This window comes from Microbacterium gubbeenense DSM 15944 (assembly GCF_000422745.1).
Lineage (GTDB): Bacteria > Actinomycetota > Actinomycetes > Actinomycetales > Microbacteriaceae > Microbacterium > Microbacterium gubbeenense.
In genome coordinates, this window is the sequence record NZ_AUGQ01000015.1 from 39,144 (window position 1) to 57,088 (window position 17,945).

A 17,945-nucleotide genomic window follows, 5' to 3' on the forward strand; every position below is an offset into this window, starting at 1 on the left:
CTCCGGGTTTCAGAATGCGAGAGCTCGGTCGACGGCCTCGAGCACGCGGTCGGCGTCGGGCAGGTAGAAGCTTTCGAGTTTGGCGGGCGGGAACGGCACGTCGTATCCGCTCACCCGCATGACGGGCGCCTCGAGCGAGTAGAACGCCCGCTCGGCAACGGTCGAGGCGATCTCGCCCCCGACACTGGTCGCGCCCGGAGCCTCCTGCGCCCACACCATGCGTCCGGTCGAGCGCACCGAGTCGATGATCGGGTCGTAGTCGATGGGCGACAGCGAGCGCACGTCGATGACCTCGCAGCTGATTCCCTCGCCCTCGGCGATCGAGGCGGCCTGCAGCAGCACCGACACCATCGCGCCGTGGCCGACGAGGGTGATGTCGGATCCGCCGCGGATCACGCGCGACGCGTGCAGCGGCGCGGCACGATGATCGGTGTCGACCTCGCCCTTCTGCCAGTAGCGGCTCTTCGGCTCCATAAAGATCACCGGATCGTCCGACGCGATCGCGTCCTGGATCATCCAGTAGGCGTCGTTCGGCGTCGACGGGCTCACCACGCGCAGACCCGGGGTGTGCGCGAAGTACGCCTCCGGGCTCTCCTGGTGGTGCTCGATGGCGCCGATGTGGCCGCCGTACGGGATGCGGATGACAACCGGCATGCTGATCGTGCCCTCGTGCCGGTTCGTGAGCTTCGCGAGCTGCGTCGTGATCTGGTCGAACGCCGGGAACACGAACCCGTCGAACTGGATCTCGACGACGGGGCGGAATCCCGCCATCGCGAGTCCGATCGCGGATCCCACGATGCCCGCCTCTGCGAGCGGAGTGTCGAGCACGCGGTTCTCGCCGAAGTCGCGCTGCAGGTGCTCGGTCACGCGGAACACGCCACCGAGCTTGCCGATGTCCTCGCCCATCAGCATGACGCGAGGGTTCTCCTCCATCGCGCGGCGCAGGCCGGCGTTCATCGCCCGCGCGAACGGCATCGTCTCGAACGTCATGCCGCTCCTCCCTCGAACGAAGCCTCGTACTCGGCCAGCCAGGCGGCCTGCTGCTCCATGAGCGCGTGCGGCTCGGAGTACACGTGCGCGAACATGCTGGCCGGGTCGGGATCCGGCCATTCCGCGATCCGCGTGCGCACGTCGGCGGCGAGCGCCTCGCCCTCCTGGTCGACGTCGGCGAAGAACTCGGATCCCGCGCCGCGGTTCTCGAGGAACGCGCGCATGCGGGCGATCGGGTCGCGCCGCGCCCACGACTCCTCTTCGGCCTTCGTGCGGTACTTGGTCGGGTCGTCGCTCGTCGTGTGCGCGCCCATGCGGTACGTGACGGCCTCGATCGCGCGCGGACCGCCGCCCGCACGCGCCTCGTCCAGATACATACGGCTGGCGGCATACGATGCGAGCACGTCGTTGCCGTCGATGCGCAGGGTGGGGATCCCGTAGCCCGCCGAGCGGTTCGCGAGCGGGCCCGCGGCCTGCGTCGCAACGGGCACCGAGATCGCCCACTGGTTGTTCTGCAGGAAGAACAGCTCGGGCGTGGAGTAGCTCGCCGCGAACACCATCGCCTCGTGCACGTCGCCCTCGCTCGCGGCACCGTCGCCGTAGTAGACGACCACCGCCTCGTCCTTCTCGGCGTCTCCGCTGCCCGTGCGGCCGTCGAAGTTCAGCCCCATCGCGAACCCCGTCGCGTGCGGCACCTGCGTGCCGAGCACGAGCGTGTACAGACGCGTATTGCCGTTCTTCGGATCGGTGGGATCCCACCCGCCGTGCGTCGCGCTGCGCATCAGGGCGAGGATCGACACGGGGTCGACCCCGCGCACCCTCGCGACGGCGTGCTCGCGGTACGAGGGGAAGATCGTGTCCTGCGAGCGCGCGGCCCGCGCCGACCCGACCTGCGCGGCCTCCTGGCCGAGCGACGGCGGCCACAGCGCGAGCTGCCCCTGCCGCTGCAGCATGGTCGCCTGCTGATCGAAGGCGCGCGTCACCGCCATGTCGCGGTACATCTGCTCGAGAGCGGACTCGTCCAACGCCTCGACGATCTCGCGGAGAGGCTCGGCCTCGGGGGTGGGCGCGAACGAGCCGTCGGGCTCGAGAATGCGCACGATAGGAGTTTCTGCCGAAGTCACATGTCCACGCTAGGCCCCATCGCTCATGCGCAGGCCATGACGCGCTCGACAACGGATCGCCGGATCGTGTGGTGGGAATCCACATACGCACATCGATCAGGTGGCCGTGCGTCCGTCCGCGGAATGCGGCCGCCGGATCCTGCCTCGTCGCGGCACGACGAGGGGGCGTCCCGTGTCGTCGTCGCGCAGGATTCGCACCGCGAGCCCGTACACGGCTTCGATGCGTTCGGCGGTGAGCACCTCGTTCGGCGAGCCGCTCGCCACCGCGCGCCCCGCGTCAAGGATCATCACCTCATCGGCATATGCCGCCGCGAGCGAGAGGTCGTGCAGGACGATGACGACGGCGGCACCCGCCCTTGCTCGGTCACGTGCGATACGCAGCACGTCCTCCTGGTGGCGCAGATCGAGAGCGGCCGTCGGTTCGTCGAGCAGAACGATCGGCGTCTCCTGCGCGAGCACGCGCGCGAGCGAGACGCGGGCCTTCTCGCCTCCCGAGAGCGTTGGGAAGGCCCTCGTCAGGAGGTGACCCGAATCAGTCGCCTCGATCGCCCGCGCGATCGCCCGGTCGTCATCGGCCGACTCCTCCGTGCCGATCCACGGCGCCCGGCCCATCTCGATGACCTGTTGCGCGGTGAACGGGAAGACGAGCTGGTTCGATTGCAGGAGCACGGCGCGGCGACGCGCGCGCTCCCTGGGAGGCCACTGGCCGAGCGGACGCCCGTGCAGCAGCACGTCGCCGCCCGTGGGATCGGCATCGCCCGCGAGCATTCCCAGGAGGGTAGATTTGCCGGCGCCATTCGGGCCGACCAGAACGAGCACCCGACCGCAGCGCACGTCGACGCTCACTTTGTCGAGAATCGTCGTTCCGCCGATCCGGTAGGAAGCGTTCACGATGCTCAGCCCGGCGCCCGTCTCGGCCGTCACGCCCATCCCCCGGCCTGCCGGCGATTGCGGCGGATGAGCCAATAGAAGAACGGCCCGCCGACGAGCGCGGTGAGCATGCCGATGGGCAGGTCGGAGGCCGGCACCAGCGTGCGCGCCAGCAGGTCCGCCCAGACGAGCAGTGCGGCGCCACCCAGAATCGAGACGGCGAAGAGCATGCGGTGCGCCGGACCCAGCAGCATGCGCACGAGGTGCGGCACCACGAGGCCGACGAACGAGATGATGCCGACAAAGGCGACACCGACGCCCGTCAGGAGCGCCACGAGCACGACCGACGCGATGCGCAGCCGCTCGACCTTGATGCCGAGGTGTGACGCCGTGCGATCCCCCAGCGCGAGCAGGTCGAACTGCCGCGCGAGCGACGCCACGATCGCCGTCGCGCACACGCCCACGATGGCGACGATCACGACCTCGTTCCATCGGGATCCGTTGATCGAGCCGAGCTGCCAGAACACGATCTGCTCACGGCTCTGCGTATCGCCGAGGAACGTGATGAGTGCGAGCCCTGCCCCGGCGAAGGCGTTGATCGCCACGCCCGTCAACAGCAGTGTGACGGTCTCGGTGCGCCCCTGCGCGCGCGCCGTGCCGTAAACAAGCAGCGTGGCAACGAGGCCGCCGAGGAACGCGAATGCCGCGATCGTCCACCCGCCGAGGAACGACAGCCCGAAGCTGATCGCGGCGGCGGCCCCCAGAGCTGCGCCGGAGGAGACGCCGACGACGCCCGGCTCGGCGAGTGGGTTGCCGAAGACGGCCTGCATGACCGCGCCCGCGATTGCGAGGGCCGCCCCGACGAGGAGTGACATCGCCACGCGCGGGAAGCGGATCTTCCACAGGGTCTGCTCGATCAGATCGTCAGTGGGTGCCCAGGCGTTATCGATGCCCACGGCGCGCAGAACGGATCCGACGACGTCCTGTGCCGAGATCGGCAGCTGCCCGAGTGCGGCCGACAACACGACCCCGCCCACGAGGAGCAGCGACGAGACGGCGACGACGATCGCCCCGCGACCGGCGCGACGCTTCCGGGCATGCGGAGAAACTGCCGGTTCCGCGGCGGCGGTGGTCCCGGTGGTCATTCGTCGGCTTCGCCGGCGTGCGCGTTGTCGGGAGCGTATACGGCGCGCGCGAGCGCCTCGATGACGTCAGCGGAGCGGGGCCCGAACGACAAGATCGTGCCGTCGTCCATATCGACGATGCGCTCGTTCTGACCGGCGGCCGTCAGCGCGACAGCCGGCTTCTCCTGCAGCAGGCCGTCGATGCCACCCGTCGACTCGATGCCGCCCGTCATCGTGAGGATCAGGTCGGGATCCGCCGCCAGCAGCGCCTCGTCGGTCATGGGACGCATGCCCTCCCATCCGAGCTCGGCCGCCACGTCGATGCCGCCGAGGGATTCGATGAGCTCGTCGGCGCCCGATTCCTCGCCGAACATGTAGTAGACGCCGGCGTTGCCGCGCAGGTAGAGGAACACCATCCGCACGCGGTCGCTCTCGTCTTCCGGCACGAGACGCGCGATCTCGGCAGCGGTCGCGGCGACGTCGTCGGCGATGTGCTCGGCAAGCTGCTCGCCGACCTCGGGCGCACCGTATACGGCCGCCACCTGGCGGGCGAGATCTTGAGCGCCTTCGAAAGACGGATCGTTATCAACGAAGACCACTGTGATCCCCACGTCGCGCAGCTGCTCGATCACATCGCGCGGGCCCACCGTGCCGTCGGTGATGACGACGTCGGGGTCGAGACCGATGACCGCCTCGGCGTTGATCGTGTGACCGCCTGAGGTGACCTGCTCGATGCCTTCCGTGCCCGGAAACGTCGTCGACTGATCGATCCCGACGAGCGTGTCGCCGAAGCCGAGGGCCCAGGCGGTCGCGGCGATCGAGCCGGCGAGATCCACCGCCACCACGCGGTCGGTCGCAGCGACCGTCACCTGCTCCTCGTCGCCGGATTGAGCATACGACGTGACGGTCGCGGGCAGCTGCTGCCCGGGATCCTCTGCGACGACCTCGATCTCGTCGTCCGGCATGACGGCCGTCGACGGCCCGACGATGCTGCGCGGGTCCGCCGCGGGCTCGAGCTGCGACAGGTCGGGCTGCACTCCGGCATCGCCATCGGCCGACGCTCCGCCCGCGCATCCCGCCAGCAGGGCGATCGCGGCCGCGACGGCGACGATCGCCGTCGAGCGTCGAGCCTTCGCACCCGTCACTGTGCGCCGCCCGTGGTGTCGGGCTCCGCATCGACCCCTCGCGCCGCGCGCGCTCTGCGCCCACCGACGAGCAGCCCGCCCGTGAACCCGATCACGAGCAGAGCGACGCCGCCCACGCCGATCGCCGCCCACGGGATGTCGGCGCGCACCTCGACGGGCTGCACGGCCGCTGGCTCTTCCACGACGGCGCCGGCGGCCGGTTCCGGCTCCTCCGTGGCCTCGGCAGCCGGTTGCGGTGCAGCGCCTGCGTCGCAGTTCTCCGTGGTCAGCGAGAACGAGACGGGATCGAGCACCTCCCCCGCCTCGTAGAACCCGGCAAACGCCGCGGCGCCGGGGTTCGTGAGGGTCGTCTCGAGATCCGATGCGGCGAGCGTGTCACCGATCGAGTCCGGCGCGGCAGGCAGCGTGACGTCTCCGACCCATTCCTGCTCGGCATCGACCGCGACTTCGCCCTCCATATCGTTGCTGTGCGCGTCGAGCAGCAGCGCCGCCGTTTCTCCCTCGAACTCGATCGTCGGGTTGCCGAGCGTCAGGTCGAGGACACCGTCGTGCCCGGTGAAGTGCACCGTGCCGGGAAAGGACACGGATCCCGTTCCGGTCGCCGGGTCGTAGCTGCCCGTCGCGCCGGTCCACTCGAAGTTCGGGGTCTCGTAGGTCGCGCCGTCGAGGGCCTCCCAGGATCCGTTCGCGATCGTGCCGCTGATGTACGAGCGGAAGCTCTCCTTCACCCCCCAGGAGAACGTGCCGTCGGTGACGACGCACGCCTCCGCGTCCGCGGTCGCCTGCGCGCTCGCAGCGGTGGCGGGGACGAGCATCGCGGCCGCGAGTACAACGCCCGTGCCGATGATGTTTCGAGTCTTCACGTCAGTGGATCCTTCTTCTTCGTTCGAGCGGTGCGGATCACGCGGCGGCCTGAGCAAGCGAGCGCTGTCGCGCCGACAGCAGGATCATGCACAGGGCGATGGCACCGAGCCCTCCCGCGATCACCCACCATTCGAGCGGGCTGAGGCCGCCCGTCGCGACGAGCAGGGGCGAGACGTTCGAGGCGGGCGCGGCCACGACCGCGGAGGTGTCGGCGCTCACCCCTGCGAGCACCGGAGCGGTCTTCGCCTCGAGGATCTCGATCTCGGCACCGGCCGCGGCGCTTCCTTGAACGGTCAGCACGTGGTCGCCCGTCGTGCCGCCCGGCAGCGTGCCGGACCACGACACGGTGCCCTCGTCATCGGCCACGGCCTTCTCATCGAGCACGACCGGCTCTTCGCCCTTGCCGTCGTACAGCACGACGAGCACGCCGGCGTCTCCGGTGTCGAAGCCCGAAGCACGCACGCGGATACGACCGCCGTCGCGGATGTCGTCCGGATCTGTGAGGACCTCGAGTCCCTCCGTCGTCGGTGCGGTGTCCGCTGCGACGTACGCCGCGGATTCATCGTCGCCGCCGCTCTCGGTCGCCGCAAACGATTCCGCGCTCGCCGTACCGACGGTGAAGCTCAGGTCGTCGAAGCCGATGGTGTTGGAGGTGTCGCCGCCGGGGCCCCCCGAAAGGGATCCGGATACGCTCACGCCCGTCCAGGTCACTTCGCCGTTCTCACCGACCGATCTGCTCGCACTCGAGAGGTCGAGGGGGTACGAGGCGGAGCCGAAGTTCGCGGTGTTGCCCGTGTTCAGCGTGGCCTGATCGGGCCCGGACACGGTGATCGACGGGTTCGCGACGGAGAACATCGTCATGCCGTAGCCGTTGAAGCTCACGACCCCGGAGAACGCCACGGTTCCGGTCTGCGTCTCAGCGTCCCAGTCGCCGCCCGACGCCTGCGGGAAGCGATAGCCGTCTCCCACACCGCTCGTGGCGACGCTGCCGTTCGCGCAGTGGGAGTAGCCGAAGTTCTCCTTGCCGGCGCAGGTCGTGTACGCGACGAACGCGCTCGACACGCCCCAGGTCATGGATCCGGCGGATGCCTCACCCGACGCGGCGGGCGCGGGCGCGGGCTCGGCTGCGGGGGCGGGGGCGGGGGCGGGGGCGGGAGGCTGCTGCTGAGCCGCGGGCGTCTCGCCCCCGGGCTCCTCCGCGGGTGGCACGTCGCTCGCACCGCCGACCGTGAAGGTCACACGGTCGAGTTCGGTGCCGGGCTCGTAGAACGTCGATTCGCCGTACGAGAAGAACGCCGCGCCCTCGTGCGTGAGTGCGGTGCCGGCACCGCTGAAACGAATCGCGCCGTTCGGGAGATCCTGCGACACCGCCGATCCGAGATCGACGTCAGCGAAGACGACCACGTTGCCCCGGTACGAGGCGACCAGCTCGGCCGACTTCCCGTCTGCGACGCGAATCGCCGGGTTGGCGATCGTGTGGTTCAGCACGCCGTCGTGCCCGTAGAACGTCACCTGCCCCGCGTACTGCACGGTGCCGGTTCTGCTCTCCTCGTCCCACGTGGTGCCGCTCGCGGCCTGCGGGTAGCTGAAGACGCCGTTGTCGGAGCCTTGAGTCGCGCCCTCCGCGGCGGTGATCTTTCCGTGTGCGATCGACCCGACCACGTAGTTCCGGAAGCTCTCCTTCACTCCCCATTCGAGGCTTCCCGTGTCCGGGCTCTTGGCCGGCGCGGCCTCGACGATCGTGACGACCACCTCGTTGGACGTCGCGGGTGAGAAGCCGTCTTCCGCCGGCGCGAAGCGCGCCGTGAGGCGGTGCTCCCCCGACGGCAGGTCCGTCGTCTTGAACGTCGCCCGGCCGTTGCCGGCCGACACCGCGACGTCCTCGCCCAGCTGGGTCGAGCCGTCCCAGAACGTCACGGATCCCTTGGCCGCGGGTGCGACGCGCGCCGAGAGAGTCACGGCCTCACCCTGCTCCGCCGACGTCGGGGTCGCCGTGAGCGCGATCTCGGTGGCGGTCTCGACGGGAGCGGTGGGCTCCGGGGCGGCGACGCCGATGCCGAACATCACGTCGTCGACGGGCGCTCCGGGCTGGAAGTCCTCGTTCATGCGCGAGTAGATGTCGGCGCCGTCCTCCGTCAGGGTTCCGTGGGCGGTGACGATGCCGTCGAGCAGGTCTCCCTCTCCGAAGGTGAGGTCGACGATCTCGATCCGCTCGCCCGCGTACTCGGGCGCGTAGTCCGTCGGAGGTTGAACGACCTCCGCCGACATCACGCCGGTGGTCGTGGAGGTGAGCTCGACCTGGATGTCGCTGTATGTCTGATTCAGGGCCCATCCGCCGCCCGGACCGAGACCGTTGTGGCCGCGGGCGGTCAAACCGCCCGCGTACTCGATGATGCCGGAGCCGTTCTCGAGGTCGACGTCGCCGGATCCGTTCACCCAGGTCACGGTGTTGTCGTCGTTCAGCTGCGCCGGTTCGACGGCGAGGAACTCGCCGTTCGCGATCGGCCCGGTGATGTACGTGCGCCAGGCTTCGCTGATGCCCCAGACAAGCGTGCCTTCTTCCGCCGCGGGCGGATCCGCCGGTTCTGACGGCTCAGCGGGTTCGCTCGGCTGCGCCGGTTCGGTCGGCTGGGCCGGCTCGGAGGGCTTCGCGGGTTCTGACGGTTTCGCCGGTACCGACGGCTCGGCGGGCTCACTCGGCTCTGCGGGTTCCGAGGGCTCCGCCGGTTCGGTCGGGAACTGACTCGGGAACAGTGCGGCCCAGTCCACGTCGATGTCGGCGCGCGCGTAGAGGTTGGTCTCGGTCGGGAACGACCGCGACGGCCACGAGATGACCTCGTACGATGTCGACGCGTCCAGCTCCTCTGCCGGAACCGTCAGGACATCAGAAATGGTGCCGTCCGGAGCGACCGATGCCGAGATCGCTGTGTCGGCCTGACCAACGCCCGACAGATCCGCGCCGTCCTCGATGAGCGTGAAGTAGACGTGCGGCTCGGTCTGGCCGGGAAGCGCCCTGACGTCCCCGAAGCCGGTGCCGTCGATCGCGATGTCGATGCGCTGGTCGGCGACCTCGGTCACGTCGGTCGTGAACGAGTACGGCTCCGCGGCGGCCGCGGCGGGCGCCGCCATGACCGCCAGGGCGGCCGCGGCGACCGCGGCCGCGGCCTTCTGAATCCATTGACGTCGGGCCATTCTCGTCACTCTCATCTCCTGCGAGCCGTCCGGCTCGCGATTTTCTGTTCAACACGGCTCCGCGGGTCGGGCGCCCGCCTCCGAAAGACGTTCACTCGACCCGCGGCACCGTTCATTGCGTCGTCGTCATCGGGCCGAGGCCGACACGACGCGTCGACGGACGAGGATCAGGACCGCTCCGCAGAGGATGGTCATGATTCCGGCACCCGCGAGCAGTTCCGTTGCAGGGCCCGAGCCGGTGGGCGCCAGACCGCTTCCGCCACCGGGAGCGTCCGCCGCCAGCACAGTGAAGGTCAGCTCGTACGTGTCCGTGTCCGACACGAACCGCACCGTGTGGTCGCCGACCGGGAAATCAGCGGGCACCGTCCACGACGAGGTCGCGACGCCGTCCGCGTCACCGACCGCGGTCGGCAGCGTGACGGGATCCGAGTGCACCGTCACGGCGAACTCGGTGCCGGCCTCAACCGGTGCGATGCGGAACGTGACATCGCCGCCCTGTGCGACGCCGTCGAGGGGGTTCCCCGAGCCATCGGTGAGCTCGATCGCCGTCTCTTGCGTGGGCTCGGCCGTTGCGGTCGGTGCAGCAGGCTCCGACGGTGCAGCCGGCTCCGTGGGCTCGGCGGGATCAGTGGGCTCCGCAGGGTCCGTCGGCTCAGCCGGGCTGGTGGGCTCCGCAGGGCCCGTCGGCTCAGCCGGGCTGGTGGGCTCAGCCGGCTCCGCAGGGCCCGTCGGCTCAGCCGGGTCGGTGGGCTCCGTCGGCTCAGCAGGCTCACTCGGCTCCGTCGGGTCGGTGGGCTCGGCCGGGTCGGTCGGCTCAGCCGGCTCAGTCGGCTCAGCCGGCTCAGTCGGCTCAGTCGGCTCAGCCGGATCGGTCGGCTCAGCCGGCTCAGCCGGATCGGTCGGCTCAGCTGGCTCACCCGGTTCAGCGGGCTCGCTAGGCTCGGCCGGCTCCGACGGATCGCTCTCGGGGAACAGCGCGTCCCAGTCGATCGTGACGTCGGCGCGTGCGTAGACGTTCTCCTCGGTCGGGAAAGACCGCGACGGCCACGAGATGACCTCGTACGACTTCGCCGAGTCGAGCTCGCCCGCGGGAACGGGCAGCACGTCGGTGATCGTGCCGTCCTCGGCGACCTCGGCCGAGATCGACGTATCGTCCTGCGCGACCTCGGAGAGATCCGAACCGACCTCGTTCAGTTTGAAGTACACGTGCGGCTCGGTCTGACCCGGCAGCGCCGTCACATCGCCGAATCCAGATCCCTCGATCGCGAAGTCCACACGCTCGTTCGCGACCTCCGTCGCCTCCGCCGCAAACGTCGGCCCCACGGGCTCCTCGGGCTCGGCAGGCTCACTCGGCTCCGCGGGCTCCGATGGCTCCTCGGGGAACAGCGCGTCCCAGTCGATGGTCACGGCAGTGCGCGCGTAGAGGTTGTCATCGGACGGGAACGACCGCGACGGCCACGAGATGACCTCGTACGACTTCGTCGCGTCCAGATCGTCAGCGGGAACCTCCAGCACATCGGAGAGCGTGCCGTCCTCCGCAATCGACGCCGAGATCGCCGTATCAGCCTGACCGACCTCGCTGAGGTCGGCGTCTACCTCGATCAGCGTGAAGTACGCGTGCGGCTCGGTCTGACCCGGCAGCGCCGTCACATCGCCGAATCCAGATCCCTCGATCGCGAAGTCCACGCGCTCGTCGGCGAACTCGGTCGCCTCGGCCGTGAACGACGGCACCGCGGCCTCATCGCTCGGGAACAGCGCGTCCCAGTCGATCGTCACAGCCGTGCGCGCGTAGACGTTCTCCTCGGTCGGGAACGACCGCGACGGCCACGAGATGACCTCGTAGGACTTCGACGCGTCCAGCTCGCCGATCGGAACTGACAGCTCATCGGAGAGAGTGCCACCCTCGGCGATCGACGCCGAGATCGACGTGTCGTCCTGCGCCACCTCCGAGAGGTCGGAGCCGACCTCGTTCAATTTGAAGTACGCGTGCGGTTCGGTCTGCCCCGGCAGAGCCTGGATGTCACCGAAGCCGGTGCCCTCGATCGCGAAGACGACCCGCTCGTTCGCAACCTCGGTCACGCCGACCATGATGCTCGGCTCTTCGGCGGCCTGGGCGGCGATCGGCGCAGCGATAACACCCCCTACGGCCACGAAGGCGGTCATGACGAAAGCGAGGATTCCCCGCCTCCGCAACTGACCGCCGTCTCCCCGCGCGCGGCGCGCGGCCAATGCTGTCTCAGTCATGTGTCTCGTGATTCCTCTGCAAGTAGAATCAACGTGACCGCCCGGCCACGCTGTTTTCGTGCGCGCCAATGGCGCGTGTCAGCCCAAGGCCGGCGGTCCGGAGCGAGCGTTGCTTCTTGGTAGGGAGAGCGCTCGCTCCGTCTCACCGAGGAAGGCTGGGCTTCCTGGCCTCGGGCGCTGGCAATCCGGCCGCATCACCGCCTCGCGGCGATTTACATAGGGTTGCCTAACTAAGGGAATACTAAGTCATTGCCGTGTCCGCTTCAACCGGCGAACGATGAGCCCTAAGCTTTCCGCCATGCCCCACACCTTCTCGCCCGATGTCGTCGCTGCAATCCTTCGCCACATGAACGACGACCACCGCGACGACAACCTGCTGATCGTGCGCGCTTTCGTCGACGGCACCGCCGTATCGGCAGAGATGGTCGATCTCGACGGAGACGGCGGCGAATGGCGCTTCACAACAGGAACCGGAAGCACGGCCGACACGACGATCCCGTGGCCGGCCGGACCGATCGCCGAACGGATGGCCGTGCGCCGAGAGATCGTCGCCCTCTATGACGAGTCATGCCGCCGACTCGACGTCGAGCCTCGACCCCACAACTGACGAGCTCGACGCAGCCGATCGCAAGTTAGGTGAACCTAAGCCTTACACTTCTTCCATGGAGAACGTCACGGCGCTGTCATCGGTCATCCGCGAACGAACACGCGAGGCCCATTCCTCGAGCGAAGGGGCATCGTTCATGTCGACGCTGCTGCGCGGCGAACGCACACGCGACGACTACATCTCGCTCGTGGCTCAGCACTACTTCATCTACGAGGCGCTGGAGGGTGCCACGGAGCGGATGCGCCATGAGCCCATCGCCGCGCGGTTCATCAGCGACCGCCTCACGCGCCTGCCCGCCCTCGAGGCCGACCTGTCGTTCTTGATCGGCGACAACTGGCGCGATCGGATCGCGCCACTGCCAGCGACGGCTCGGTACGCGGCCCGCATCGATCAGGTCGGCGCGACATGGGTCGGCGGTTTCGTCGCCCACCACTACACCCGGTACCTCGGCGACCTGTCGGGCGGCATCCACATCGGTCGGGTGCTGAAACGGCAGTTCGACTTCGATACGAACGGCATCGGGTTCTACCTCTTCGGCGACATCGCTGACCCGTCCGAGTTCAAGAACGTCTACCGCGAAGAGCTCGATGCGGTGCCGTGGGACGAGGTCGAGAAGGAGCGTGTGATCGCCGAGGTGCTCACCGCGTACCGGTTCAACACCGAGGTGTTCGAGGACCTCGCCCGCGAGTGCGAGGCGCGCATCGCCTGACGCTCACCGCAGCGTGCGGGCGACCTCGGCCACGCGCGCGAGCGATTCTTCCTCGCCGACCGAGATGCGGATCCCATCGGGGAACGGGCGCACGACGAGCCCGGCGGCATCGAAGGCCGCCGCGTGCGCCGGGTCGGTCGTCGGCAGCCAGACGAAGTTGCTCTGCGTGTCCGGCACGTCCCACCTCGCCGCGCGGAGGTCGGCGACGAGGCGGCCGCGCCGGTCGGCGATGACGGCGACGCGGTCGCGGATCTCCGCCTCGCGCTCGAGGCTCGCGAGCGCCGCCGCTTCGGCCTGCTGCGTGACCGACAGGGGGATCTGTGTGGCCCGCGCGGCGTCGAGCACGCGCGTATGCCCGATCGCGTATCCGACGCGCAGGGCTGCGAGCCCGTACGCCTTCGAGAAGGTGCGCAGCACGACGACGTTGGGGTGGCGCTCGTAAATGCGCTCGGCTAATCCGTCGACCGCCTCGTCATCCGTCCTGAACTCGATGTACGCCTCGTCGAGCAGCACGAGCACATCGTTCGGCACCCGCGCAAGGAACGCCTCGACGTCGGCCGAGGAGATGGCCGTTCCCGTCGGGTTGTTCGGGGTGCACACGAGGATGCACCGGGTGCGGTCGGTGATCGCGCCCGCCATCGCCTCGAGGTCGTGGCGGCCGTCGGCGGCCAGCGGCACCTCGACGCTCGTCGCGCCGGCGACGCGCACGAGCCCGGGATACGCCTCGAACGATCGCCACGCGTACACGACCTCGTCGCCGGGCGCGGCCGCGGCCTGGATGAACGCGGCCAGCAGCGCCACGCTGCCGGCGCCCACGACGACCTCGTCGGCGCCCACGCCGTACCGGGCGCCGAGCGCCTCGCGCAGGCGGCCCGCCGTCGCGTCGGGATAGCGGTTGAGGGCCGAGGCCTCGGCGACCGCGGCGAGCACGCCTGGCAGCGGATCGAAGGGGTTCTCGTTGCTCGACAGCTTGAACCCGTCAGCAGACGCGGCCCGCCCCTGCTTGTACGGCGGCAGCGCCGCAATCTCGGGACGAATACGGGGCAGAACGGGCTCAGTGCTCACGTGTCGAGCTTAGAGGGCGCCCCGAACCCGCCGCACATCGGGCCGAAGATGCGAGACTTTCCCCATGGGTTTCGTCATCCGATCGATCGTCAACGGTTTCGCACTGTGGGTGCTGTCGCTGATCCCCGTGCTGCAGATCTCGGTCACGCCGTTCCCTCCCGGCCGCGACCTGCAGCTCGTGATCACCCTCATCGCGCTCGGCGCGCTGTTCGGGCTGGTCAACGCGATCGTGGGCACGATCATCAAGATCGTCGCTTTCCCCCTGTTCGTCATCACTCTCGGCTTGATCTCACTCCTCCTTAATGGCGTGCTCCTGATCGTGACCGCCTGGATCACCGGGTCGTGGGGGTGGGGCCTCGGCGTCGGCGACTTCTGGCCCGGCGTGCTCGCGGGCATTCTCCTCAGCGTCATCAACTGGATCTTCGGCATCATCCTGCGCCCGCAGAAGAAGCAGCCGCGGCGTCGCTGACGGCCGACGGCGGCGCGGAGAAGGCGCCGTTCCCGCCGCCCTCGGGCGCGTGATAGACGAAGCTCTCGACCGACGACGCCCGCCCCAGCTGCGCGTAATACTCGCGCACGCTCTCGGCTCGCGGATCCCCCGATTGCTCGAACAGGCGCGCAGTCTGCTCGTACGCACTCACGCGGTGCGCGCCGACCTTCCACTCGCGCAGGCCGGTGGCCGCCTCGTCGTACGTGCGCCGGATCAGCAGGCTGTCGTCGTCGCCGAGGCTCGCGGGGGATCCGCCGTCGCTGAGGGCCGCGACCGGGTCGTCGTCGTGGGCGATCGCGATCGACGTGACGTCCTCGCCCACAGGCATGCGCACGGGCGCGCCGATCGTCGTGACGTGGCCGACGCGGAAGTCGGAATCGGTCGCGATCCGCTGGGCGACCATCGTGCCCTGCGAGAACCCGTTGACGTCGACGAACGACCCCTCCTGCGCCCCGGCGCGTTCGAGGGCCTCGAGCACGAAGTCATATCCCTCTGACTCGGCCTCGCCGAGGTACAGACCGACGTTGTTGCCCCAGTCGAACGGGTCGCCGTCCTTCCAGGGCGCCCCGCGCGATCCGCTGATGTAGACGACGAAGCGCTCCTCCCCCGTCGGAAAGGCGTATTTGTCGATGCGCACGCGCGCCTTCTCGCCGAACGCCTCTGTCTCGCCGTTCGGGATCCGCGCCACCGAGCTCGCGAGCCCCGTGGGCGCCGTCGTCGCGCCGACACGCTGCTCGAGCATGTCCACGAAGCGACCCGAGGTGCCGGGCACGCGCCCCGATCGCCGGGCGGCGCGACCGGGCTCGCCGAGAGATCCGGCGCGCCTGCCGCCCGTCGTGCGGAACCGGCGGATCCCGCCCACCAGGAGCGCCATGACGTACGCGCCCATCACGCCGGCGCCCATCCAGTTCTCGACGAGGCCGTCGCCGCTCGTGGCCTCCCACGCCGCCCAGAGATGGTCGGCGGCCTCGCCGGCGGCGGGGTTCCGCGCGAGGATCCCCTCGAGCCGGCGACTCTCGGATCCGTCGCCGGCACCGTCCATCTGCAGCAGCACGCGCAGCTCGATAACCTCGTAGGCGTCCGCCGCCGCGTCGAGCCCGTCGGCGAGCCTCACCGCGTCGTCCTGCCACCACTCGCACCGTTGCACCGGTGTCATCACGTCGGCCCACACGATCGTCCACTCCGCCGGCACCTGCGCCTGAATGGCATTGGCACGGCCGATGTGATCGAGCGCCGAGTCTGCGAGGCTCGCCGCACCGCGCACTCGGTTCGCGATCGCGCGCAGCTCATCGGGGTCGACCGCGACCACGGATCCTTGAGATACCTCGAGCGTCACGATGCCGCCGCCTTGTTGCCCTGCTCGAGCAGGGTGTTCGCGGTGCCGGCGCACGACCCGACGGCGTGATGCCCGAGGTCGAGCAGCTCCTCGATCCGCGCGGAGAACTGCTGGGCGGCGGTCGGTGAACGCCACGCCATGTCGGCCTGCAGCCCCATAGCGAGGCTCTTGGCCATCATCATGGCATCGGCGGCCGCACACATCTCGTCGTGCGCCCGCCAGAACAGGTGTGCGGCCTCGAGGTTCGTCGTCATGCGCACGAGCCTGCCCGAGCGCGCGGCGTCCGCGCTGGCCGCGACGACGGATCGTCAGATAACTTCTCGAATCCGGCGAATGTGAACGCGTTGATCCGCGGCCCCGTCCGATTAGGCTTGACGCGTCATTGTCCGCGCCAAACCGGAGGTGTCCGTGAACGCCCTTCCTCCTCAGCCACTGAGTCCGCTCGACGGACGCTACCGTCCGGCCATTGCCCCCCTGACCGAGTATCTGTCGGAGGCGGGGCTGAACCGTGCCCGCGTCGAGGTCGAGGTCGAGTGGATCCTGCACCTCACCGATAACAAGCTCTTCGGCACGTCGCCGTTGCCGCGCGAGACGAAGGACAAGCTGCGCCTGGCGTACCTCGACTTCGGTCAGGACGCGATCGACGAGCTCGCCGAGACTGAGCGCACGACGCGGCACGATGTGAAGGCCGTCGAGTACTTCGTGCGCGCGCGTCTGTCGAAGCTCGGCCTCGACCACCTCGCCGAGCTCACCCACTTCGCCCTCACGAGCGAGGACGTCAACTCGGCGTCGTACGCGCTGACCGTCAAGCGCGCCGTGAAGGACGCCTGGCTGCCCGCGTACCGCGGCGTCATCGAGAAGCTGCGGCACATGGCGATCGATCTCGCCGATGCGCCCATGCTGTCTCGCACGCACGGCCAGCCCGCGACCCCCACCACGATGGGCAAGGAGCTCGGCGTGTTCGTGTGGCGCCTCGAACGGGTGCTCAATCGCATCGAGCAGACCGAGTACTTCGCGAAGTTCTCGGGCGCAACCGGCACCTGGTCGGCGCACCTCGCTGCTGAGCCTCAGGTGGCCTGGCCGAACATCTCGCGCGAGTTCATCGAGGGCTCGCTGCGGCTCGACTTCAACCCGCTGACGACGCAGATCGAGCCGCACGACTGGCAGGCCGATCTCTATGACGACGTCAAGCACGCAGGCGCGATCCTGCACAACCTCGCGCAGGACGTCTGGACCTACATCTCGCTCGGCTTCTTCGCGCAGATCCCCGTTGCCGGTGCGACCGGATCCTCGACGATGCCGCACAAGATCAATCCGATCAAGTTCGAGAACGCCGAGGCGAACTTCGAGATCTCGGGCGGCCTGTTCGCGACGCTCGCCCAGACCCTCGTCAGCTCGCGCCTGCAGCGCGACCTGACCGACTCGACGACGCAGCGCAACATCGGCGTCGCGTTCGGCCACTCGCTGCTCGCGCTGACCAACCTCTCGGACGGCCTCGACCAGATCTCCCTGGCGCGCGACGTGCTGCTGGAGGATCTCGACGCCAACTGGGAGGTGCTCGCCGAGGCGATCCAGACTGTGATCCGCGCGGAGGTCGTGGCCGGCCGCTCATCGATCAGCGACCCGTACGCACTGCTGAAGGAGCTCACGCGCGGCAACCGGATCGGCGCGGCGGAGCTCGCCGAGTTCGTGAGCGGTCTCGAGATCGGAGACGAGGCGAAGAAGCGGCTCGCCGCCCTCACGCCCGCGACCTACACGGGCCTCGCCGAGAGCCTCGTGAGGGCGAAGCTGCAGAAGTAGCCGCGGAGACGCAACAAGGGCGGGTGGTGCGATCTACGCACCACCCGCCCTTGTTATCCGTGCTTATGCGTGGTCGTCGTCGAAGCCGCGGAGGTCGTCCGCGGTCTTGTCCAACCACTGCGCCATCGCGCCCACCGACTGCGCAGCCTCTTTCAAGCTATCGGTGAGTTCCTGGTAATTCGTGCGGTAGTTCTCCGACGCCTTCTCCGTCTTGAACCCGTCCTCGACGAGGTCATCGACCACGCCCTGGAGATCCTCGAGGAGCTGCTCGATATCGATCTGCCCATCCTCGAGCTTCTTCGAGGCATCGTCCATCCGGTCGAATGAGACTCCGAAATCAGTTGCCATGTCTGTCCTAACCCCCAGGGAAGTGTCGTGCGTGGTC

Annotated in this window: 16 protein-coding genes; 4 read left to right on the forward strand and 12 right to left on the reverse strand. The window is 69.1% G+C overall.

What is annotated here, in order from left to right; translation table 11 throughout:
- Positions 1–9: 9 nt before the first annotated feature.
- The 8 genes from G510_RS0109590 to G510_RS18845 all read right to left on the reverse strand — a co-directional run bounded on the left by G510_RS0109590 (position 10) and on the right by G510_RS18845 (position 11,553).
- Positions 10–990, reverse strand: a complete 981-nt coding sequence (locus G510_RS0109590; RefSeq protein ID WP_029153464.1) for an alpha-ketoacid dehydrogenase subunit beta — start codon at positions 988–990, stop codon at positions 10–12.
- The gene (locus G510_RS0109595; protein WP_029153465.1) at positions 987–2,114 is read right to left on the reverse strand and encodes a thiamine pyrophosphate-dependent dehydrogenase E1 component subunit alpha; all 1,128 of its coding nucleotides are present in this window, start codon (positions 2,112–2,114) and stop codon (positions 987–989) included. Before G510_RS0109595 ends, G510_RS0109590 begins: the two co-directional genes overlap by 4 nt.
- 96 nt (positions 2,115–2,210) lie before the next feature.
- On the reverse strand, positions 2,211–3,044 hold the full coding sequence (locus G510_RS16270; protein ID WP_051216641.1) for a heme ABC transporter ATP-binding protein: 834 nt from the start codon (positions 3,042–3,044) through the stop codon (positions 2,211–2,213).
- Complete coding sequence (locus tag G510_RS0109605) at positions 3,035–4,129, reverse strand: FecCD family ABC transporter permease (protein ID WP_029153466.1); 1,095 nt, start codon at positions 4,127–4,129, stop codon at positions 3,035–3,037. The genes G510_RS16270 and G510_RS0109605 overlap by 10 nt, the downstream gene beginning before the upstream one ends.
- Positions 4,126–5,253: a heme/hemin ABC transporter substrate-binding protein gene (locus G510_RS0109610; RefSeq protein WP_029153467.1), complete on the reverse strand. Its 1,128-nt coding sequence runs from the start codon at positions 5,251–5,253 to the stop codon at positions 4,126–4,128. Before G510_RS0109610 ends, G510_RS0109605 begins: the two co-directional genes overlap by 4 nt.
- Complete coding sequence (locus tag G510_RS16275; RefSeq protein ID WP_051216642.1) at positions 5,250–6,116, reverse strand: HtaA domain-containing protein; 867 nt, start codon at positions 6,114–6,116, stop codon at positions 5,250–5,252. The genes G510_RS0109610 and G510_RS16275 overlap by 4 nt, the downstream gene beginning before the upstream one ends.
- 37 nt (positions 6,117–6,153) lie before the next feature.
- Complete coding sequence (locus G510_RS0109620) at positions 6,154–9,309, reverse strand: HtaA domain-containing protein (RefSeq protein WP_029153468.1); 3,156 nt, start codon at positions 9,307–9,309, stop codon at positions 6,154–6,156.
- A gap of 126 nt (positions 9,310–9,435) precedes the next feature.
- On the reverse strand, positions 9,436–11,553 hold the full coding sequence (locus tag G510_RS18845; RefSeq protein ID WP_245563293.1) for a hypothetical protein: 2,118 nt from the start codon (positions 11,551–11,553) through the stop codon (positions 9,436–9,438).
- Positions 11,554–11,851: 298 nt separating this feature from the next.
- Between G510_RS18845 and G510_RS0109630 the strand changes: the two genes are divergently transcribed.
- Both G510_RS0109630 and G510_RS0109635 read left to right on the forward strand, forming a co-directional pair.
- Positions 11,852–12,160 carry a DUF2470 domain-containing protein gene (locus tag G510_RS0109630; RefSeq protein WP_029153469.1) on the forward strand — a complete coding sequence of 103 codons (309 nt, stop codon included), beginning with the start codon at positions 11,852–11,854 and terminating at the stop codon, positions 12,158–12,160.
- A 55-nt stretch (positions 12,161–12,215) separates the two neighbouring features.
- Positions 12,216–12,869, forward strand: a complete 654-nt coding sequence (locus tag G510_RS0109635; RefSeq protein WP_029153470.1) for a biliverdin-producing heme oxygenase — start codon at positions 12,216–12,218, stop codon at positions 12,867–12,869.
- 3 nt (positions 12,870–12,872) lie between these two features.
- Here G510_RS0109635 and G510_RS0109640 read toward each other — a convergent pair whose 3' ends face one another.
- Entirely contained in the window at positions 12,873–13,934 is a 1,062-nt protein-coding gene (locus G510_RS0109640) for a histidinol-phosphate transaminase (protein ID WP_029153471.1), read from the reverse strand.
- Positions 13,935–13,998: 64 nt separating this feature from the next.
- Between G510_RS0109640 and G510_RS0109645 the strand changes: the two genes are divergently transcribed.
- The gene (locus G510_RS0109645; protein WP_029153472.1) at positions 13,999–14,403 is read left to right on the forward strand and encodes a phage holin family protein; all 405 of its coding nucleotides are present in this window, start codon (positions 13,999–14,001) and stop codon (positions 14,401–14,403) included.
- Here G510_RS0109645 and G510_RS0109650 read toward each other — a convergent pair.
- Both G510_RS0109650 and G510_RS0109655 read right to left on the reverse strand, forming a co-directional pair.
- On the reverse strand, positions 14,363–15,760 hold the full coding sequence (locus G510_RS0109650; RefSeq protein ID WP_157560520.1) for a hypothetical protein: 1,398 nt from the start codon (positions 15,758–15,760) through the stop codon (positions 14,363–14,365). The two genes, G510_RS0109645 and G510_RS0109650, sit on opposite strands and share 41 nt — an antisense overlap.
- On the reverse strand, positions 15,757–16,014 hold the full coding sequence (locus G510_RS0109655) for a hypothetical protein (protein WP_029153474.1): 258 nt from the start codon (positions 16,012–16,014) through the stop codon (positions 15,757–15,759). The genes G510_RS0109650 and G510_RS0109655 overlap by 4 nt, the downstream gene beginning before the upstream one ends.
- 154 nt (positions 16,015–16,168) lie before the next feature.
- Between G510_RS0109655 and purB the strand changes: the two genes are divergently transcribed.
- Positions 16,169–17,560 (forward strand): adenylosuccinate lyase, encoded by a 1,392-nt coding sequence (gene purB, locus G510_RS0109660; protein ID WP_029153475.1) that lies wholly within the window; start codon positions 16,169–16,171, stop codon positions 17,558–17,560.
- Positions 17,561–17,623: 63 nt separating this feature from the next.
- On the opposite strand, the gene G510_RS0109665 is transcribed toward purB, so the two are convergent.
- The gene (locus tag G510_RS0109665; RefSeq protein ID WP_245563295.1) at positions 17,624–17,908 is read right to left on the reverse strand and encodes a WXG100 family type VII secretion target; all 285 of its coding nucleotides are present in this window, start codon (positions 17,906–17,908) and stop codon (positions 17,624–17,626) included.
- Positions 17,909–17,945: the final 37 nt, after the last annotated feature.

Bases quoted from the DNA above. Each gene is read 5' to 3' on its own strand.
- G510_RS0109645 (WP_029153472.1), top strand. From the start codon at position 13,999: ATGGGTTTCGTCATCCGATCGATCGTCAACGGTTTCGCACTGTGGGTG.
- G510_RS18845 (WP_245563293.1), bottom strand. From the start codon at position 11,553: ATGACTGAGACAGCATTGGCCGCGCGCCGCGCGCGGGGAGACGGCGGT.
- G510_RS0109665 (WP_245563295.1), bottom strand. From the start codon at position 17,908: ATGGCAACTGATTTCGGAGTCTCATTCGACCGGATGGACGATGCCTCG.
- G510_RS16270 (WP_051216641.1), bottom strand. From the start codon at position 3,044: ATGGGCGTGACGGCCGAGACGGGCGCCGGGCTGAGCATCGTGAACGCT.
- G510_RS0109590 (WP_029153464.1), bottom strand. From the start codon at position 990: ATGACGTTCGAGACGATGCCGTTCGCGCGGGCGATGAACGCCGGCCTG.
- G510_RS0109655 (WP_029153474.1), bottom strand. From the start codon at position 16,014: ATGACGACGAACCTCGAGGCCGCACACCTGTTCTGGCGGGCGCACGAC.
- G510_RS0109630 (WP_029153469.1), top strand. From the start codon at position 11,852: ATGCCCCACACCTTCTCGCCCGATGTCGTCGCTGCAATCCTTCGCCAC.
- G510_RS0109605 (WP_029153466.1), bottom strand. From the start codon at position 4,129: ATGACCACCGGGACCACCGCCGCCGCGGAACCGGCAGTTTCTCCGCAT.
- G510_RS0109635 (WP_029153470.1), top strand. From the start codon at position 12,216: ATGGAGAACGTCACGGCGCTGTCATCGGTCATCCGCGAACGAACACGC.
- G510_RS0109620 (WP_029153468.1), bottom strand. From the start codon at position 9,309: ATGGCCCGACGTCAATGGATTCAGAAGGCCGCGGCCGCGGTCGCCGCG.